Annotated in this window: 13 protein-coding genes; 7 read left to right on the forward strand and 6 right to left on the reverse strand. The window is 69.1% G+C overall.

Going from position 1 to position 17,472, the window contains the following annotated elements:
* Positions 1 to 516 precede the first annotated feature (516 nt).
* A complete protein-coding gene (gltB, locus tag A9X00_RS08485) occupies positions 517 to 5,094 on the forward strand; it encodes a glutamate synthase large subunit (protein WP_067151863.1) in 4,578 nt (1,525 codons plus the stop codon).
* Entirely contained in the window at positions 5,087 to 6,553 is a 1,467-nt protein-coding gene (locus tag A9X00_RS08490; RefSeq protein ID WP_067151866.1) for a glutamate synthase subunit beta, read from the forward strand. Before gltB ends, A9X00_RS08490 begins: the two co-directional genes overlap by 8 nt.
* A gap of 372 nt (positions 6,554 to 6,925) precedes the next feature.
* Here A9X00_RS08490 and A9X00_RS08495 read toward each other — a convergent pair whose 3' ends face one another.
* Entirely contained in the window at positions 6,926 to 7,777 is an 852-nt protein-coding gene (locus A9X00_RS08495; protein WP_067151870.1) for an LLM class F420-dependent oxidoreductase, read from the reverse strand.
* 51 nt (positions 7,778 to 7,828) lie between these two features.
* Here A9X00_RS08495 and A9X00_RS08500 point away from each other — a divergent pair, with 51 nt between their 5' ends.
* Together A9X00_RS08500 and A9X00_RS08505 are read left to right on the forward strand one after the other, a co-directional pair.
* Positions 7,829 to 8,260, forward strand: a complete 432-nt coding sequence (locus A9X00_RS08500) for a hypothetical protein (RefSeq protein WP_067151873.1) — start codon at positions 7,829 to 7,831, stop codon at positions 8,258 to 8,260.
* A gap of 22 nt (positions 8,261 to 8,282) precedes the next feature.
* Positions 8,283 to 9,290, forward strand: coding sequence for a PHP domain-containing protein (locus tag A9X00_RS08505; RefSeq protein WP_067151877.1), 1,008 nt, complete (start codon positions 8,283 to 8,285; stop codon positions 9,288 to 9,290).
* 9 nt (positions 9,291 to 9,299) lie between these two features.
* Here A9X00_RS08505 and A9X00_RS08510 read toward each other — a convergent pair whose 3' ends face one another.
* The 3 genes from A9X00_RS08510 to grcC1 all read right to left on the reverse strand — a co-directional run bounded on the left by A9X00_RS08510 (position 9,300) and on the right by grcC1 (position 12,942).
* Positions 9,300 to 10,898, reverse strand: a complete 1,599-nt coding sequence (locus tag A9X00_RS08510) for a PE family protein (RefSeq protein ID WP_082974921.1) — start codon at positions 10,896 to 10,898, stop codon at positions 9,300 to 9,302.
* Positions 10,899 to 11,002: 104 nt separating this feature from the next.
* Entirely contained in the window at positions 11,003 to 11,863 is an 861-nt protein-coding gene (gene htpX / locus A9X00_RS08515; RefSeq protein ID WP_067151884.1) for a zinc metalloprotease HtpX, read from the reverse strand.
* A gap of 71 nt (positions 11,864 to 11,934) precedes the next feature.
* On the reverse strand, positions 11,935 to 12,942 hold the full coding sequence (grcC1, locus tag A9X00_RS08520; protein ID WP_067151887.1) for a nonaprenyl/(2E,6E)-farnesyl/geranylgeranyl diphosphat synthase: 1,008 nt from the start codon (positions 12,940 to 12,942) through the stop codon (positions 11,935 to 11,937).
* A 15-nt stretch (positions 12,943 to 12,957) separates the two neighbouring features.
* On the opposite strand from grcC1, the gene menJ reads away from it, so the two are divergent.
* The 3 genes from menJ (at position 12,958) to A9X00_RS08535 (ending at position 15,371) form a co-directional block, all read left to right on the forward strand.
* A complete protein-coding gene (menJ, locus tag A9X00_RS08525) occupies positions 12,958 to 14,184 on the forward strand; it encodes a menaquinone reductase (RefSeq protein ID WP_156771997.1) in 1,227 nt (408 codons plus the stop codon).
* Between the two features lie 141 nt (positions 14,185 to 14,325).
* Positions 14,326 to 15,009: a class I SAM-dependent methyltransferase gene (locus A9X00_RS08530; RefSeq protein ID WP_067151891.1), complete on the forward strand. Its 684-nt coding sequence runs from the start codon at positions 14,326 to 14,328 to the stop codon at positions 15,007 to 15,009.
* 26 nt (positions 15,010 to 15,035) lie between these two features.
* On the forward strand, positions 15,036 to 15,371 hold the full coding sequence (locus tag A9X00_RS08535) for a DUF732 domain-containing protein (RefSeq protein WP_067151894.1): 336 nt from the start codon (positions 15,036 to 15,038) through the stop codon (positions 15,369 to 15,371).
* Positions 15,372 to 15,380: 9 nt separating this feature from the next.
* Here the strand turns inward: A9X00_RS08535 and A9X00_RS08540 are convergent, their stop codons facing one another.
* Complete coding sequence (locus A9X00_RS08540) at positions 15,381 to 16,070, reverse strand: demethylmenaquinone methyltransferase (protein ID WP_067151897.1); 690 nt, start codon at positions 16,068 to 16,070, stop codon at positions 15,381 to 15,383.
* 18 nt (positions 16,071 to 16,088) lie between these two features.
* Positions 16,089 to 17,405: a DUF1214 domain-containing protein gene (locus A9X00_RS08545; protein ID WP_067151900.1), complete on the reverse strand. Its 1,317-nt coding sequence runs from the start codon at positions 17,403 to 17,405 to the stop codon at positions 16,089 to 16,091.
* Positions 17,406 to 17,472 lie beyond the last annotated feature (67 nt).

Below are 17,472 nucleotides of genomic sequence, written 5' to 3' on the forward strand. Positions count from 1 at the left end.
CCCGGTGCGCGCAAACTTCGACCCGATCGGCCCTCGACCGGCCGCGACTCCGCCTGCCGTCCGCTGAGCACGCTCGTGGGTGGGGCCGGCGGGGACCTTGCTGCACGTGGGCGCGGTCACAGCAAACTTAGCCGAATTGGTGATCACCCCCGCCGGTCCGCTAGGATCGAAGCCGGGGTCGGGACAATTGCAGCCCGAAACTCCCATGTCGGCGCCGTCGTCGACCGCCCGCCGCAGCGAATTTACGCCGCCGCCGGTTGCCGGTTAGACTTAACGAAGTTGGCATGTCAGGCGGGTATTGTCATATCGTTTTACGACTTGTCGAAACCAGCTTCAGGCCACCGTTCAACGCTGCACGGACGAATCTCCAACAACGGATCATCCCGCCTGGGGCACAGCCTATCGGCAAGACCGAAGGGGCTAACGGGTCCGAGACCCGCAACCCTTCCGGGTTGCGGCCCCACCGGAGCCGCTCGTAACGGCAGCGAAGAACGTTTGGTGAAGGGTCAGGTGCATATGACGCCCAAGCGCGTCGGGTTATACAACCCCGCGTTCGAGCACGATTCGTGCGGGGTAGCCATGGTCGTCGATATGCACGGCCGCCGCAGCCGCGACATCGTCGACAAGGCGATTACCGCGCTGCTCAACCTCGAACACCGGGGCGCCCAGGGCGCCGAACCGCGCAGCGGTGATGGCGCCGGCATCCTGATTCAGGTCCCGGATGCGTTCCTGCGCGAAGTCGTGGATTTCGAGTTGCCCCCCGCGGGCAGCTACGCCACCGGCATCGCGTTCCTGCCGCAGTCGTCCAAGGACGCCGCCGCCGCGTGCGCCGCGGTCGAGAAGATCGCCGAATCCGAGGGCCTGCAGGTGCTGGGTTGGCGAAACGTCCCTACCGACGACTCGTCGCTGGGCGCGCTGTCCCGCGACGCGATGCCGACCTTCCGGCAGATCTTCCTGGCGGGGGCGTCGGACATGACGCTGGAGCGCCGCTGCTACGTAGTCCGCAAGCGCGCCGAGCACGAACTCGGCACCAAGGGCCCCGGTCAGGATGGCCCGGGGCGCGAAACCGTCTATTTCCCAAGCCTTTCCGGCCGCACTTTCGTCTACAAGGGCATGTTGACCACGCCGCAGCTGAAGGCGTTTTACCTTGACCTGCAAGACGATCGGTTGACCAGCGCCCTGGGTATCGTGCACTCCCGCTTCTCCACCAACACCTTCCCGTCGTGGCCGCTGGCGCATCCGTTCCGGCGCGTCGCCCACAACGGCGAGATCAACACCGTCACCGGCAACGAGAACTGGATGCGGGCCCGCGAGGCGTTGATCGAGACCGACCTCTTCGGCGACGACGTGGAGAAGCTGTTCCCGATCTGCACCCCGGGCGCGTCCGACACGGCGCGCTTCGACGAGGCGCTCGAGCTGCTGCACCTGGGCGGCCGCAGCCTGGCGCACGCGGTGCTGATGATGATTCCCGAGGCGTGGGAGCGCAACGAGTCGATGGACCCCGCGCGGCGGGCTTTCTATCAGTACCACGCTTCGCTGATGGAGCCGTGGGACGGCCCCGCGTCGATAACGTTCACCGACGGCACCATCATCGGCGCCGTGCTGGACCGAAATGGCTTGCGCCCCTCACGGATCTGGGTCACCGACGACGGCCTGGTGGTGATGGCTTCCGAGGCCGGCGTGCTCGACCTGGACCCGGCCAGGGTGGTCCGCCGGATGCGGCTGCAGCCCGGCCGGATGTTTTTGGTGGACACCGCGCAAGGCCGCATCGTCGCCGACGAGGAGATCAAGGCGGAACTGGCGGCCGAGCTTCCCTACCAGGAGTGGCTGGACAACGGCTTGGTTCCGCTCGACGACCTGCCGCAGGGCGAGTATGTCCGGATGCCTCACGAGCGACTCGTCAAGCGCCAGTTGACCTTTGGCTACACGTACGAGGAACTCAACCTGTTGGTGACGCCGATGGTGCGCTCCGGCGCCGAGCCGATCGGCTCGATGGGCACCGACACCCCGGTCGCCGTGCTGTCCCAGCGCCCGCGCATGCTCTACGACTACTTCCAGCAGCTGTTCGCCCAGGTGACCAACCCGCCGCTGGACGCCATCCGCGAGGAGGTGGTGACCAGCCTGCAGGGCACCACCGGCGGCGAGCGCGACCTGCTCAACCCCGACGAGTTCTCCTGTCACCAGATCGTGCTGCAGCAGCCGATCCTGCGTAACCACGAGCTGGCCAAGCTGGTCAACCTCAACCCGGACGACGAGGTCAACGGCCGCCCACATGGCATGCGGTCCAAGGTGATTCCCTGCCTGTACCCCGTCGCCGAAGGCGGCGTCGGGCTGACCGCCGCGCTCGAGGAGGTGCGTGCGCAGGCGTCGGCGGCGATCGCCGACGGCGCCCGGGTCATCATCCTGTCCGACCGCGGCTCCGACGAGCAGCTGGCGCCGATCCCGTCGCTGCTCGCGGTGGCGGCGGTGCACCACCACTTGGTGCGCGACCGGACACGGACCCACGTCGGCCTGGTGGTCGAGACCGGCGACGCCCGCGAGGTTCACCACATGGCGGCGCTGGTCGGCTTCGGCGCGGCCGCCATCAACCCGTACCTGGTGTTCGAGTCGATCGAGGACATGCTCGACCGCGGCGTCATCGACGGGATCGACCGCGACAAGGCACTGAACAACTACGTCAAGGCCGCCGGCAAGGGCGTGCTGAAAGTCATGTCCAAGATGGGCATTTCGACGCTGGCCTCCTACACCGGCGCGCAGCTGTTCCAGGCCGTCGGCATTTCCGAGGACGTGCTCGACGAGTACTTCACCGGGCTTTCCTGCCCGACCGGCGGGATCACCCTGGAGGACATCGCCGCCGACGTCGCCGCCCGCCACAAGCTGGCCTTCTTTGACCGGCCCGACGAGCGCGCCCACCGCGAGCTCGAGGTCGGCGGCGAGTACCAGTGGCGCCGGGAGGGTGAGTACCACCTCTTCAACCCGGAGACCGTGTTCAAGCTGCAGCACGCCACCCGCACCGGGCAGTACAAGATCTTCAAGGAATACACCCGCCTCGTCGACGACCAGAGCGAGCGGCTGGCGTCGCTGCGGGGGCTGCTGAAGTTCCGCGGCGACGTGCGGCCCCCCGTTCCGCTGGAAGAGGTCGAACCCGCCAGCGAGATCGTCAAGCGTTTCTCCACCGGCGCGATGAGCTACGGCTCGATCTCCGCCGAGGCGCACGAGACGTTGGCCATCGCGATGAACCGCCTTGGCGGCCGGTCCAACAGCGGCGAGGGCGGCGAGGACGTCAAGCGATTCGACCGCGACCCCAACGGCGACTGGCGCCGCAGCGCGATTAAGCAGGTCGCCTCCGCCCGCTTCGGCGTGACGTCGCACTACCTGACCAACTGCACCGACATCCAGATCAAGATGGCCCAGGGCGCGAAACCCGGTGAGGGCGGCCAGCTTCCGGGCCACAAGGTGTACCCGTGGGTGGCCGAGGTGCGGCACTCCACGCCCGGCGTCGGACTGATCTCACCGCCGCCGCACCACGACATCTACTCGATCGAGGACCTGGCGCAGCTCATCCACGACCTGAAGAACGCCAACCCGGCCGCGCGCGTGCACGTCAAGCTGGTCTCCGAAAACGGGGTCGGCACCGTCGCCGCCGGAGTTTCCAAGGCGCACGCCGATGTGGTGCTGATCTCCGGGCACGACGGCGGCACCGGTGCGACGCCGCTGACGTCGCAGAAGCACGCGGGCGCCCCGTGGGAGCTGGGACTGGCCGAGACGCAGCAGACCTTGCTGCTCAACGGGTTACGTGACCGGATCGTGGTCCAGGTGGACGGGCAGCTCAAGACCGGGCGCGACGTGATGATCGGGGCGCTGCTCGGCGCCGAGGAATTCGGCTTCGCCACCGCCCCGCTGGTGGTGGCCGGCTGCATCATGATGCGGGTGTGTCACCTCGACACGTGCCCGGTCGGCGTCGCCACCCAGAACCCGGTGCTGCGCGAGCGGTTCACCGGCAAGCCGGAATTCGTCGAGAACTTCTTCATGTTCATCGCCGAAGAGGTGCGCGAGTACATGGCGCAGTTGGGCTTCCGCACCTTCAACGAGGCCGTCGGGCAGGTGGGGTCGCTGGACACCACGCTGGCGCGGGCGCACTGGAAGGCCCACAAGCTGGACCTGGCGCCGGTGCTGCACGAGCCCGAGTCGGCGTTCATGAACCAGGACCTGTACTGCAGCTCGCGGCAGGACCACGGCCTGGACAAGGCGCTCGACCAGCAGCTGATCGTGATGAGCCGCGAGGCGCTGGACTCCGGCAAGCCGGTCCGGTTCTCCACCACGATCAGCAACGTCAACCGCACGGTCGGCACCATGCTCGGCCACGAGCTGACGAAAGCCTATGGCGCCGAGGGCTTACCGGACGGAACCATCGACATCACCTTCGACGGGTCGGCCGGCAACAGCTTCGGTGCCTTCGTGCCGAGGGGGATTACGCTGCGCGTCTACGGTGATGCCAACGACTACGTCGGCAAGGGCCTGTCCGGCGGGCGGATCGTGGTGCGGCCGTCGGACAACGCGCCCGCCGACTACGTCGCCGAGGACAACATCATCGGCGGCAACGTGATCCTGTTCGGCGCCACCAGCGGGGAGGTCTACCTGCGCGGCGTCGTCGGCGAACGTTTCGCGGTACGCAACTCCGGCGCCCACGCGGTGGTCGAGGGCGTCGGCGACCACGGTTGCGAATACATGACCGGAGGCAAGGTCGTCATTCTTGGCCGCACCGGCCGCAACTTCGCGGCGGGCATGTCCGGCGGCGTGGCCTATGTCTACGACCCGGAGGGCGAATTGCCGAACAACCTCAACGCCGAGATGGTGGAGCTCGAGGCGCTCGACGAGGACGACCTGGAGTACCTGCGGGGCACCATCCAGGCGCACGTCGATGCCACGGATTCCGCTGTCGGCCAGCGCATCCTCGCCGACTGGCCGGGCCAGCACCGGCACTTCGCCAAGGTGATGCCGCGCGACTACAAGCGCGTGCTGCAGGCGATCGCCGAGGCGGAGCGCGACGGCATCGACGTCGACAAGGCGATCATGGCGGCCGCGCATGGCTGATCCCACCGGCTTCCTGAAATACACACAACGGGAATTGCCGAAGCGCCGGCCTGTCCCGCTGCGACTGCGCGACTGGAACGAGGTCTACGAGGACTTCGACGACGAGACCCTGCGCCACCAGGCAACCCGTTGCATGGACTGCGGTATTCCGTTCTGCCACAACGGATGTCCGCTGGGCAACCTGATCCCGGAATGGAACGACCTGGTGCGCCGGGGCCGTTGGCGCGACGCGATCGAACGGCTGCACGCCACCAACAACTTCCCGGACTTCACCGGGCGGCTGTGCCCGGCCCCGTGCGAGCCGGCGTGCGTCCTGGGCATCAACCAGGATCCGGTGACGATCAAGCAGATCGAGCTGGAGATCATCGACCACGCCTTCGACGAAGGCTTTGTGGTGCCGCTGCCCCCGGACAAGCTGACCGGAAAGACCGTCGCGGTGGTGGGTTCCGGCCCCGCGGGCCTGGCCGCCGCCCAGCAACTGACCCGCGCCGGCCACAGCGTGACGGTCTTCGAGCGCGACGACCGCATCGGCGGGCTGCTGCGCTACGGCATCCCGGAATTCAAGATGGAAAAGCGCGTCCTGGACCGGCGGCTGGACCAGATGCGGGCCGAGGGCACCGAGTTTCGGGCCGGCGTCAACGTCGGCGTCGACATGACCGTCGAACAGCTGCGCGGCGACTTCGACGCGGTGGTGCTGGCCGGCGGGGCCACCGCCTGGCGCGACCTGCCCATCCCGGGCCGGGAGCTGGACGGCATCCATCAGGCGATGGAATTCCTGCCGTGGGGCAACCGTGTGCAGGAGGGTGACGACGTCCTGGGTCCCGACGGGGAACCGCCGATCACCGCCAAGGGCAAGAAGGTCATCATCATCGGCGGCGGCGACACCGGCGCCGACTGCTTGGGCACGGTCCACCGCCAGGGCGCGGTCGCGGTGCACCAGTTCGAGATCATGCCGCGCCCGCCGGACGCGCGCGCCGAGTCGACCCCGTGGCCGACCTACCCGCTGATGTACCGGGTGTCGTCGGCGCACGAAGAGGGCGGCGAGCGCGTGTTCTCGGTCAACACCGAGGAGTTCGTGGGCAAGGACGGGCAGGTGACCGGCCTCAAGGCTCACGAGGTGACGATGCAGGACGGCAAGTTCGTCAAGGTGGACGGCTCTGACTTCGAGCTCGAGGCCGATCTGGTGTTGCTGGCGATGGGATTCGTCGGCCCCGAGAAGGAGGGCCTCCTCACCGATCTCGGCGTGAAGCTCACCGAGCGCGGCAACGTCGCGCGGGGCGCCGACTTCGACACCTCGGTTCCCGGGGTCTTCGTTGCCGGCGACATGGGCCGCGGCCAGTCCTTGATCGTCTGGGCGATAGCTGAGGGCAGGGCTGCCGCGGCGGGGGTGGACCGGTTCCTGATGGGTTCGACGGCGCTTCCGGCGCCGATCAAGCCGACCGCGGCGCCGCTGCAGTAGTCACATCTGTCACACCAGAAACAGAAGAATTCAATTCGGCGTTTCTGCTCACGTTTGCCAGACGATTGATGTCTAATGGTTCTCTGTGGGCCTCATCGGGTAGCAGTCACGGGGGGTGTCCCGCAGGAACGGACCGATCGCAGGAGTGGTCACTGTGCATGTCAACCCAATGCCCCGGTCGCGGATGGGGCGAATAGCCTGGTCATGGTTGCGTCACCCGGTGAAGAGCCGCGAGTTCCCCGCAAAGCATGAGCGTCTGATCACCGCCGAAGAACTGATGCTGTTCGGGGTGTAAGCACCAGTTTCACGCGCCGGCGGCGCATAACTTAGTTTGCTCGGCGTGAGGCCGGCAAAGCGACCTCACTCACCCCTTCACTTATCCAGCAGTCCGGAATCCCGAATCGCCTCCGCCAATGGCTCCAGCACGGCCGGGTCGTGCGGCGGCGGAAGGTAGACGATGCCGAGGTCGAGCCCCTCGGCGCCCAGCGCGGCCGCGTCCTCGATGACCTTGCCGTAGTTGAGATCCGGCTCCAGGCGCAGGTGCGCCGACAGGGTGATCTCCTTCGGGTCGCGCCCGATGTCGGCGCACCGCGCGGCCAGCACGTCGCGCTTCTGCGCGAACAATTCCGGTGGACCGCCGGCGAAGTTCCAGTGCTGGGCGTAGCGGGCGGTGATCGGCAGGGTGCGCTTTTCGCCGCTGCCGCCGATGCAGATCGGCGGGTGTGGGCGCTGCACGCCCTTGGGTTCGTTGCGGGCGCCCTTGAGTTGGTAGTACTTGCCGGCGAAGTCGGTGGTCTCCTCGCTCAGCAGGCTGATCAGCACCTGGCAGGCTTCCTCGAACCGGTCGAAGCGTTCCCGAATGGAGCCCAACTCGATGCCGTAGGCGCCCGACTCCTCCTCGTTCCAGCCGGCACCGATCCCGAGCTCGAGGCGCCCGTTGGAGATGATGTCCAGCGCGGCGGCCATGTTCGCCAGCACCGCGGGGTGGCGGTAGTGGATGCCGGTGACGAGGGTGCCCAGCCGCAGCCGCTTGGTCGCCTGCGCCAGCGCGGTCAGCGTCGTCCACCCCTCGAGGCAGGGTCCATTGCTGTCGGAGAAGATCGGATAGAAGTGGTCGAAGGTCCAGCCGGACTCGTAGACCTCGATATCGTCGGCGGCCTGCCAGACGGCGAGCATGTCGGCCCAGGTGGTGTTTTGGGGTGAGGTTTTGAACGCGAATCGCATGGAACCGACGTTAGTCGATCTTTATGAAGCGCAACTAAACTCAGCGGGACGATGACCGGCGCGCTCGGGATCGACACCAAGCTCACCCTGCTGGCGGCCGGGCTGATCTTCCTGCTGGCGCTCGCCCTGGGAGTCTGGAAGTACCGCCAGATCATGACGGCCGACGACCATCGCGCCCATCCCTACGTCGACATCGCGCATCGGGCGGCGCTGCTCTATTCGTTCGCGACGCTGCTGCTGGCGGTCTTCGTCGAACTCAGCGCGTGGCCGGCGTGGGTCAACCTGACCGCGGCGGGCGTCGTCGTCTTCTTTTTCGTCGCCGCCATCCTCGGCTACATCGCTCACGGCGCGCGGCGCGGCACCGTCAACCAGTTCGAAAACCCCGGCCGCGGCCTGGAAGTGACGATGGTGCTGCTCATCGCCGGCGAGATCGGCGGCTTCGTGGTGCTGCTGGCCGGGTTCGTCGCCGGCCAATTGCTGTGATCGGGCGGGGCACACTGGAGACATGGACCCGGTAGTTGCCCTGCGGCAGATCGCCTATTACAAGGACCGGAGCCGCCACGACCCGCGGCGCGTGATGGCCTACCGCAACGCCGCCGACATCATCGAGGGTCTCGACGACGCCGCACGGGAGCGGCACGGCCAGGCCAACAGCTGGCAGACGCTGCCGGGCATCGGGCCCAAGACCGCGAAGGTGATCGACCAGGCCTGGTCCGGCCGCGAACCGGATCTCCTCGTCGAATTGCGCTCGGCGGTTCAGGATCTCGGCGGCGGCGACCTGCGCGCCGCGCTGCGCGGCGACCTGCACCTGCATTCGAACTGGTCGGACGGGTCGGCCCCGATCGAGGAGATGATGGCCACCGCGTCGGCGCTGGGCCACGAATACTGCGCGCTGACCGACCACTCGCCGCGGCTGACCATCGCCAACGGGTTGTCGCCGGAGCGGCTGCGCAAGCAGCTCGACGTCATCGACGGGTTGCGCGACCAGTTCGCCCCGATGCGCATTCTGACCGGCATCGAGGTCGACATCCTCGAGGACGGCAGCCTGGACCAGGAACCCGAGCTGCTCGAGCGCCTCGACGTCGTCGTGGCGAGCGTCCATTCGAAGTTGTCGATGGACGCGCCGGCGATGACTCGCCGCATGCTGCGCGCCGTCTCCAACCCGCACACCGACGTGCTGGGCCACTGCACCGGGCGGCTGGTCTCCGGCAACCGCGGCATCCGTCCCGAGTCGAAGTTCGACGCCGAGGCGGTGTTCACCGCCTGCCGCGACCACGGGACCGCGGTCGAGATCAACTCCCGCCCCGAGCGCCGCGACCCGCCGACCCGGCTGCTCAAGCAGGCGCTGGAGATCGGCTGCCTGTTCAGCATCGACACCGACGCGCACGCGCCCGGTCAGCTCGACTTCCTCGGCTACGGCGCCCAGCGGGCGCTGGATACCGGCGTGCCCGCCGACCGGATCGTCAACACCTGGCCGGCCGACAAGCTGCTGGAGTGGACGGCCGCAAGCTAGCGGCGCTTGTCAGGGCTGCCCGTTGCCGCCATTACTGACGGAAGCACCCAGGCCGAGCCCGCCGGAGCCGCCGGCGCCGACGCCGCCTCCGTCGCCTCCGTTCGTCGGGAAAGCGCCGCCATTGGCGCCGGTGCCGCCCGTCGCGCCGGTCCCGGCGTTGCCGTGGTAGGAGTTCGCGTTGACGACGGCGCCGCTTCCACCGCCGTTGCCGGTGCCGACGGGCGCACCGGTCCCCGGGACGCCTCCGGCGGCGAAGATCGTGGCGTTGGACGCGAGGCTCCCAGCGCCGCCAGCGCCGCCCTGACCGCCCGCAACCGCGGCGCCGCCGCCTCCGCCGCCGCCCCCGCCCGCGGCCGCACTCAGTTGTGCGGTGGCGCCCCCGCCGCCGGCTCCGCCGGCGCCACCTGCGCCGCCGCCGGTCGCCCCGGCGCCGCCGCTGCCACCGTCCCCGCCGATGGCGAAAGCCTGGAGAGTTCCATTCGTCGTCGAGGCGCTGCCACCGTCGCCGCCCATCCCGCCGGTTCCGCCAGTGCCGCCTCCGCTCAACAGGCCGCCTCTGCCGCCGGTGCCCCCGTGACCGCCTTCGGTTTCGCCGGCGGAGGTCAGCACACCCGCACCGCCGGCACCGCCGTCGCCGCCGCGCGCGAAGAGCCCGCCGCTGCCGCCGGTTCCTCCCGCTCCGGCCGTTCCGCCTCCGCCTGCATCACCGGCGATCGAGCCGCCGGTACCCCCGGCCCCGCCGGCGCCAAACAGTCCTCCTGCCCCTCCGGTGCCGCCGGCCCCGCCGAGGCCACGTCCGAAGCCGCCGGCGCCTCCCGCTCCGCCGTGGGCAAACAGTCCGCCGGCCCCGCCCTGGCCACCGCTACCTGCTTGGGACGTATTCCCATTCGTGGCACCGCCGGCCCCGCCGGCACCGCCGGCGGCGAACAGCCCGCCGGCGCCCCCGGCTCCGCCGTTGCCGCCGCTGAGCGGCGCGCCGAGACCGCCGGTTCCCCCGGCGCCGCCAACGCCACCGAGCAATCCGCCCGCCCCGCCGTTGCCACCGTTGCCGGCGGGGTTGATTGCGCTTGAGGCCCCGCCGGTCCCTCCGGCGCCGCCGGCGCCACCGAACAAACCGCCCGCGCCCCCGTTGCCGCCGTTGTGGCCGCCCGAGCCGGCTCCGCCCGCCCCGCCGTTACCGATCAGCCACCCGCCATTGCCACCGTTCGCCCCCGAGCCCGGTGCGCCGTTGGCGCCGTTGCCGATCAGCGGGCGCCCGGTGAGCAGCTGGCTGGGGGCGTTGATCACGGCGAGGATGTCTTGCTCGAGGATCTGCAGCGGGCTGGTGTTGGCCGCCTCGGCAAGGGCGTATTGCGCGCCGCCGGCATTCAGCAGCGCAGTGAAGTGCTGATGAAACGACGCCGCCTGGGCGCCCAGCGCCTGATAGGCCCGCCCGTATTCGCCGAACAGCGACGACACGGCCGCCGAGACCTCGTCAGCTCCGGCGGCGAGGATGCCCGTAGTCGGCGCGGCGGCGGCCGCATGCGCGGCGTCCAGCGTGGCGCCAAGGTTTTCCAAATCCCCGGCCGCCGAGGTCAACATCTCCGGAATCGCCACTAGCAAAGACATCATTACCCTCCGACACTTGGGGACCAGTCGAGCCCCGTGAGCTCAGAGGTTAGGGATGAGCGGCGCCAAGCGAATCAGGGAAATCCCTATAGTTTCGGCAGGCGCTACCCCCGCGCCATCGCCTCCAACCGGCGGATGCGGTCCTCGATCGGCGGGTGCGTCGAGAACATTGATCCGATCCGCTCGCCCGCGCGGAACGGGTTGGCGATCATCAGGTGCGCCTGGCTGGCCAGCTGCGGCTCCGGCGGCAGCGGCGCCAGCTGAACCCCGCCCGAGATCTTGCGCAGGGCCGACGCCAGCGCCAGCGGATCACCCGTGAGCACGGCGCCCGACTCGTCGGCCTGGTACTCGCGCGACCGGGACACGGCCAGCCGGACCACGGTCGCGGCGATCGGGCCAAGCAACGAAACCAGCAGCAGCGCAAAGGGATTCTCGCCGTCGCGGTTGCCGCCGAACATGCCGGCCCACAACGCCATGTTGGCCAGCGCGGTGATCACCGACGCCATCGCCCCGGCGATGCAGGAGATCAGGATGTCGCGGTTGTAGACGTGCGACAGCTCGTGCCCCAACACAGCGCGCAGCTCGCGCTCGTTGAGGAGCCCCAGGATTCCGGTGGTGCAGCACACCGCCGCGTTACGCGGGTTGCGGCCCGTCGCGAACGCGTTGGGCGCGTTGGTGTCGCTGATGTACAGCCTCGGCATCGGCTGGTGCGCGGAGGTGGCCAGCTCGCGCACGATCCGATACATCACCGGGGCCTGCAACTCGGAAACCGGCTGCGCGTGCATGGCCCGCAGCGCCAGCTTGTCGCTGTTGTAGTACGTGTAGATGTTCATGCCGATCGCGAACAGCACCGCGATCAACATCGCCGTCCTGCCGAACAGTGAGCCGACGAACACGATCAACACGGACATTCCGACCAACAGGGCGAATGTCTTCAACCTGTTGGCATGCGGATGCCAGGTCATCGGTGTCCTCCTTGGAGCGTCAACTATCGCTAATTGAACGCCTGAAACGGCGGCCAAGGTTCCGTGACGCGCTAACCGTGGCGGCTCACCGTGTAATCGACCAGCGTCTGCAGAGCACGCCGCCCGGGGAGATCCGGCAAAAGGTCCAGCTCCTGGCGCGCCTGCGCCGCGTACTGCACCAAAAAATCCTTGGCCTTGGCCATTCCGGGTGACGCCCGCAACAGCGCCAGCGCCTCGGCCACCGCCTCGTCGTCCTCGACCGGGCCGGACAGCAGCTCGCGCAGCGGCGCCGCCTCGGGTCCCGGCTCGCGCAGCGCGTAGACCATCGGCAGGGTGTGCACCCCTTCGCGGACATCGGTCCCCGGCAGCTTGCCGGACTCGTGAGAGTCGCTGTCGATGTCGATGATGTCGTCGGAGATCTGGAACGCGGTGCCGACGACGCCGCCGAGGCGGCTCAGCCGCTCGACCTGGTCGGCGTCGGCGCCGGAAAACATCGCGCCGAACTGCCCCGCCGCGGAGATCAGGCACGCCGTCTTCTCGTACACCACCTTCAGGTAGTGCTCGACCGGATCCACGCCCTGGGCCGCCCCGCGGCCCTCCCGCATCTGGCCGGTGACCAGTTGGGCGAACGTCTCGGCGATCAGCCGCACCGCCTCCGGGCCCAGCCGGGACACCAGGCGCGACGCCGTCGCGAACAGGTAGTCGCCGGCCAGGATGGCGACGTTGTTGCCCCAGCGCACGTTGGCGGTGGGCGTGCCGCGACGGACCTCCGCCTCGTCCATCACGTCGTCGTGGTAGAGCGTGGCCAGGTGCACCAGCTCGATGACCGCGCCGGCGATCGTCACCTCGATAGCGTCCGGATTGGGCCCGAGCTGCGCCGACAACACGGTGAACAGCGGCCGGAACCGCTTGCCGCCGGCCTTGAACAGGTAGGTCAGCGAGTCGGTCATCACGGCGTCCGCGCTGCGCAGCTCGGTGTCCATGAGCTGCTCGATCCGCCCGACGCCGTCCCGCACGGTCGCGGCAAAGGCGGCATCCCCGAAGTCGATGCCCGCCACCACCGTCGCCGGAGTACTCACGCGACCAACATACTGGTGAGCGTGAATGTCGGAGCCGACCTGGTCGTCGTCGGCGCCGGACCTGCCGGTTCGGCCGCGGCCACCTGGGCCGCCCGCGCCGGCACCGACGTGCTGGTCATCGATTCCGCCGCCTTTCCCCGCGACAAGGCGTGCGGCGACGGCCTGACCCCGCGCGCCGTCGCGGAGCTCGAACGCATGGGGCTGGGCGACTGGCTCGACACCCGCATCCGGCACCGCGGCTTACGGATGAGCGGATTCGGCGGCGAGGTCGAGGTCGACTGGCCGGGCCCGTCGTTCCCGTCGACCGGCAGCGCGGTGGCGCGCCTCGAGCTGGACGACCGGATCCGCAAATGCGCCGAGGATTCCGGGGCGCGCATGCTGCTCGGGACCAAAGCCGTTGCCGCGCATCATGACTCGTCGAGGCGGGTGGTATCGCTGAAGCTGGCCGACGGCACGGAGGTGGGGTGCGGCCGGTTGATCGTCGCCGACGGGGCGCGCTCGTCGCTGGGCCGCAAGCTGGGCCGGCGCTGGCACCAGGAGACCGTGTACGGCGTGGCCGCGCGCGGGTACCTGACCACGCCGAGGGCCGACGACCCGTGGCTGACGTCGCACCTGGAACTGCGCTCCCCCGACGGCTCCGTGCTGCCCGGCTACGGCTGGATCTTCCCGCTGGGCAACGGCGAGGTGAACATCGGCGTCGGCGCGTTGTCGACCTCGAAGCGCCCGGCGGATCTGGCGCTGCGGCCCCTGATCTCGTACTACACCGACCTGCGCCGTGACGAGTGGGGCTTTTCCGGCGAGCCGCGGGCGGTGTCGTCGGCGCTGCTGCCGATGGGTGGCGCGGTCTCCGGCGTGGCCGGGCCGAACTGGATGCTGATCGGCGACGCCGCGGCCTGCGTCAACCCGCTGAACGGCGAGGGCATCGACTACGGCCTGGAGACCGGGCGCCTGGCCGCCGAACTGCTGGACTGCCCCGACCTGTCGCGGGTGTGGCCGGCGCTGCTGCAGGACCACTACGCCCGCGGCTTTTCGGTCGCCCGCCGGCTGGCGTTGCTGCTGACCTTCCAGCGGTTCCTGCCCACCACCGGGCCGATCGCGATGCGCTCGACGCGGCTGATGACCATCGCCGTGCGGGTGATGGCCAACCTGGTCACCGACGACGACGCCGACTGGGTGGCGCGGGCCTGGCGCGGCGGCGGGCGGTTGTCGCGGCTAATCGATCGCCGAACGCCGTTCAGCTGACTTCCGTTCGCGAACTGGGGGTACCTCCCGCTTGCGGGGGAACGCAAAAGCCCCTATTTCGTAGCCGAATTGGGGCTTTTGTGTCTGCTCGCGGTATCAATCCCATTGACATGTATCAGGGCGCTTGATATATCTAAGGACATGACTCAACCAGTGGATTTCGAATTCGAAAGCGCCTATCGCGGTGAATCCGCCCAATTCGGCGAGGGCGCGCGCCCACCGTGGAGCATCGGCGCCCCGCAACCCGAGCTGGCCGCCCTGATCGAGCAGGGCAAGTTCCACGGCGACGTGCTGGACGTGGGCTGCGGGGAGGCCGCGATCTCGCTGGCGCTGGCCGAGCGGGGATACACGACGGTGGGACTGGACCTGTCGCCCACCGCGATCGACCTGGCCCGGCGCGAGGCCGCGAAGCGGGGGCTGACCAACGTCACCTTCCAGGTGGCCGACATCAGCGACTTCACCGGTTTTGACGGGCGGTTCGGCACCATCGTCGACTCGACGTTGTTCCACTCGATCCCGGTCGAGGCACGCGAGGGCTACCAGGAGTCGATCCAGCGGGCCGCCGCACCCGGCGCCTCCTACTTCGCCCTGGTCTTCGACAGGGCCGCGGTGCCCGGGGGCCCGATCAACGCCGTCACCGCCGACGAGCTGCGCGACGTGGTGTCCAAGTACTGGGTCGTCGACGAGATCAGGCCGGCGCGCATCTACGCCAAGATCAACCTGCCCGCGGACATTCCGGGCATCCCGTTCGTCGACGTGCGCGACGAGCCCGACGGCCGCAAGTCGGTGGGGGCCTGGCTGCTCTCCGCGCACCTGGGCTCCTAGAACAAACCAGGTGTATAGTCCGGCTAATGAAGGCTTCGAGGCTGGCTTCTCTCATCGCCATGGCGGGCGCCGCTGTCGCACTGGCGGCGCCCGCGCAGGCCGATGACTACGACTACGTGTTCAAGAGCACGGTGAACAGGTTCGGTGTGTACGGTCCGCAGGACCAGCTCGCCTGGTTGGCGAAGATCAGTTGTGAACGGATCGGCCGGGGCGTGGACGGCGACCCGTACAAGTCCGCCAACTTCGTCCAGCACAACCTGCCCCGGGGCACCACCGAGGGCCAGGCGTTCCAGTTCCTGGGCGCCGCGATCGACCACTACTGCCCCGACCAGGTGGGCTTCATCCAGCGGGCGGGCCAGTAAGTCTCGGCACTAGGCCGGCTTGTAGCCGGCGTGCAGCGCCACGATGCCGCCGGTCAGATTGCGCCAGCGCACCGCCGACCACCCGGCCGCTGAAATGCGGTGCGCCAGCGTCGGCTGATCGGGCCAGGCCCTGATCGACTCCGCGAGGTACACGTAGGCGTCGGGGTTGGACGACACCGCCCGCGCCACCCTCGGCAGCGCCCGCATCAGGTACTCCTTGTAGACGGTGGCGAACAGCCCGTTGGTGGGCGTGGAGAATTCGCACACCACCAACCGGCCGCCGGGCCGGGTGACGCGGAACATCTCGCGCAGCGCCGCCTGCTGGTCGGCCACGTTGCGCAACCCGAAGCTGATGGTGACCGCGTCGAACACCCCGTCGCCGAACGGCAGCTTGGTGGCGTCACCGGCGACCTTCGGCACCTGGCGACCCGCACCCGCCGCGAGCATCCCGACCGAGAAATCGGCAGCCACGCACCACGCCCCGGATTTCCTCAGCTCCACGGTCGACACCGCGGTGCCCGCGGCCAGGTCCAGCACCCGCTGGCCCGGGCCGAGCCGCAGCGCCGAACGGGTGGCCCGCCGCCAGTACCGGTCCTGCCCCAGCGACAGCACCGTGTTGGTCACGTCGTAACGGCGGGCGACGCCGTCGAACATCGACGCGACGTCCCGGGGGTTCTTGTCCAACGCCGCGCGACTCACTCGCACGACGCTACCGGGTCAATACTGCCGGTACCTTCGCTGGACGTGTTCCTGGCGGACCCTGATCTGCTCTCGGCGCTCCTCGGGGGTGACGGCGCGGGTGGTCGCCGGAAGGTGTTGCCGCACGTCGGCCAGCGGCACCTTGGTGACCGTCGCCTTCGGCAATTGGTCCGGTGGCGTGGAGTACGTCCACCGCAGGGCCAGAAACCCGCCGCGGTGCCCGGCGGTGTCGAGCCAGTTCGGCACGCCGGGATCGGTCTCGGCGACCACGTAGCGGACGGTCCCGTCCGGGTCCGGCTCGGCCTGAAACCCGTTCAGGCTGCTGATGTGGTTGGCGTAATCGAGCGACTCGCCCCACAGGTTGGACAGGTGGAAGCCCATGTAGGCCGGTGCCACCGGGACGACCACCTCGATGAGCAGGGCCTCGCCGGGCTCGAGGTCGAACACGCCGCCGGAGTAGATGTTGGTGCTCTGGCCGCCGCCCATGGCGAGGTTGGCGAGCGCCGGCTCGTTGAGGGCGTTGCGCGGCATGAGGGTGAACCCGTCGCCGTTTTTGTCCCCGTGCGCCTCCAACACCACGTCGTAAAACTCGTTCCAGAACCGCATCTGGTTTTCGACGATCGTGCCGACGCGACGCAGGCGATCGGCCGCGGCGGCCGGGTCGATCGGCGCCGGGCGGGCGCCCTCCTTGCCCACCTGGACGATGTGCAGCTCGGGCGATTCCTCGCGTGCCCAGTCGTGAAAGAGCATGCGCGCGATCAGGAATCGAGCCGTTTGGGCGCCGTCTTCGGTGGCCGTCGCGATGAAGTTGCCGGTGTGGCCGGCCGGCCGCCGGGGAGCCAGCAGGATCTCGAAGCGGCCGTCGTCGTCGACGGCGAGGTCGGCGAGATCCAACGATCCGGTGACGGCGCGCCCGCCCGGGACGAGTTCGGCGAGGCTGCCGGTGTCCCCGGTGTACACGGTGTGGGCCTCAAAGATGATGTACTGCGGCGGCTTTCGGCCTTCCCCGGCGGCGAGCCGGCCGCGCACCCGGTAGTCCCGGGCGCCGTCGATCGCGGCCGAGAGGTACAGCGCGTCGGCGTTGTCGATGGTGGCCTTGTCGAGCGGTTGGATGGCGCGCCGGAAGTACGGGAAGTCGGGATCCTCGAAGAACGCCCGCTCGATGGCGCTGAACACGAAGCCGAGCAGGTAGCGGTGCCCCTCCGCCAGGCCCTGCTCGGTCGGCGGTGGCGCGTGCAGCTCTTCGGAGTCGACGGCGTCGCGGGCCCGGTTGAGGGCGTCGATCATGTCCGCCCAGGCCGCCCGGAGTTCGGCCCGGGTTGATTCAGTGGACATTCGCGTCCTCTCCTTCGGTGTCCCAGTGGTATTCGTCGAACAGGGCGGCCAGGCGGGTGTGGATAAG

The sequence above is a fragment of the Mycobacterium sp. 1245805.9 genome, from assembly GCF_001672915.1.
GTDB lineage: Bacteria > Actinomycetota > Actinomycetes > Mycobacteriales > Mycobacteriaceae > Mycobacterium.

Excerpts from the sequence above, each read along its gene's own strand:
- gltB (WP_067151863.1), top strand. The coding sequence starts at position 517 with ATGACGCCCAAGCGCGTCGGGTTATACAACCCCGCGTTCGAGCACGAT.
- A9X00_RS08490 (WP_067151866.1), top strand. The coding sequence starts at position 5,087 with ATGGCTGATCCCACCGGCTTCCTGAAATACACACAACGGGAATTGCCG.
- A9X00_RS08495 (WP_067151870.1), bottom strand. The coding sequence starts at position 7,777 with ATGCGATTCGCGTTCAAAACCTCACCCCAAAACACCACCTGGGCCGAC.
- A9X00_RS08500 (WP_067151873.1), top strand. The coding sequence starts at position 7,829 with ATGACCGGCGCGCTCGGGATCGACACCAAGCTCACCCTGCTGGCGGCC.
- A9X00_RS08505 (WP_067151877.1), top strand. The coding sequence starts at position 8,283 with ATGGACCCGGTAGTTGCCCTGCGGCAGATCGCCTATTACAAGGACCGG.
- A9X00_RS08510 (WP_082974921.1), bottom strand. The coding sequence starts at position 10,898 with ATGTCTTTGCTAGTGGCGATTCCGGAGATGTTGACCTCGGCGGCCGGG.
- htpX (WP_067151884.1), bottom strand. The coding sequence starts at position 11,863 with ATGACCTGGCATCCGCATGCCAACAGGTTGAAGACATTCGCCCTGTTG.
- A9X00_RS08530 (WP_067151891.1), top strand. The coding sequence starts at position 14,326 with ATGACTCAACCAGTGGATTTCGAATTCGAAAGCGCCTATCGCGGTGAA.
- A9X00_RS08535 (WP_067151894.1), top strand. The coding sequence starts at position 15,036 with ATGAAGGCTTCGAGGCTGGCTTCTCTCATCGCCATGGCGGGCGCCGCT.
- A9X00_RS08545 (WP_067151900.1), bottom strand. The coding sequence starts at position 17,405 with ATGTCCACTGAATCAACCCGGGCCGAACTCCGGGCGGCCTGGGCGGAC.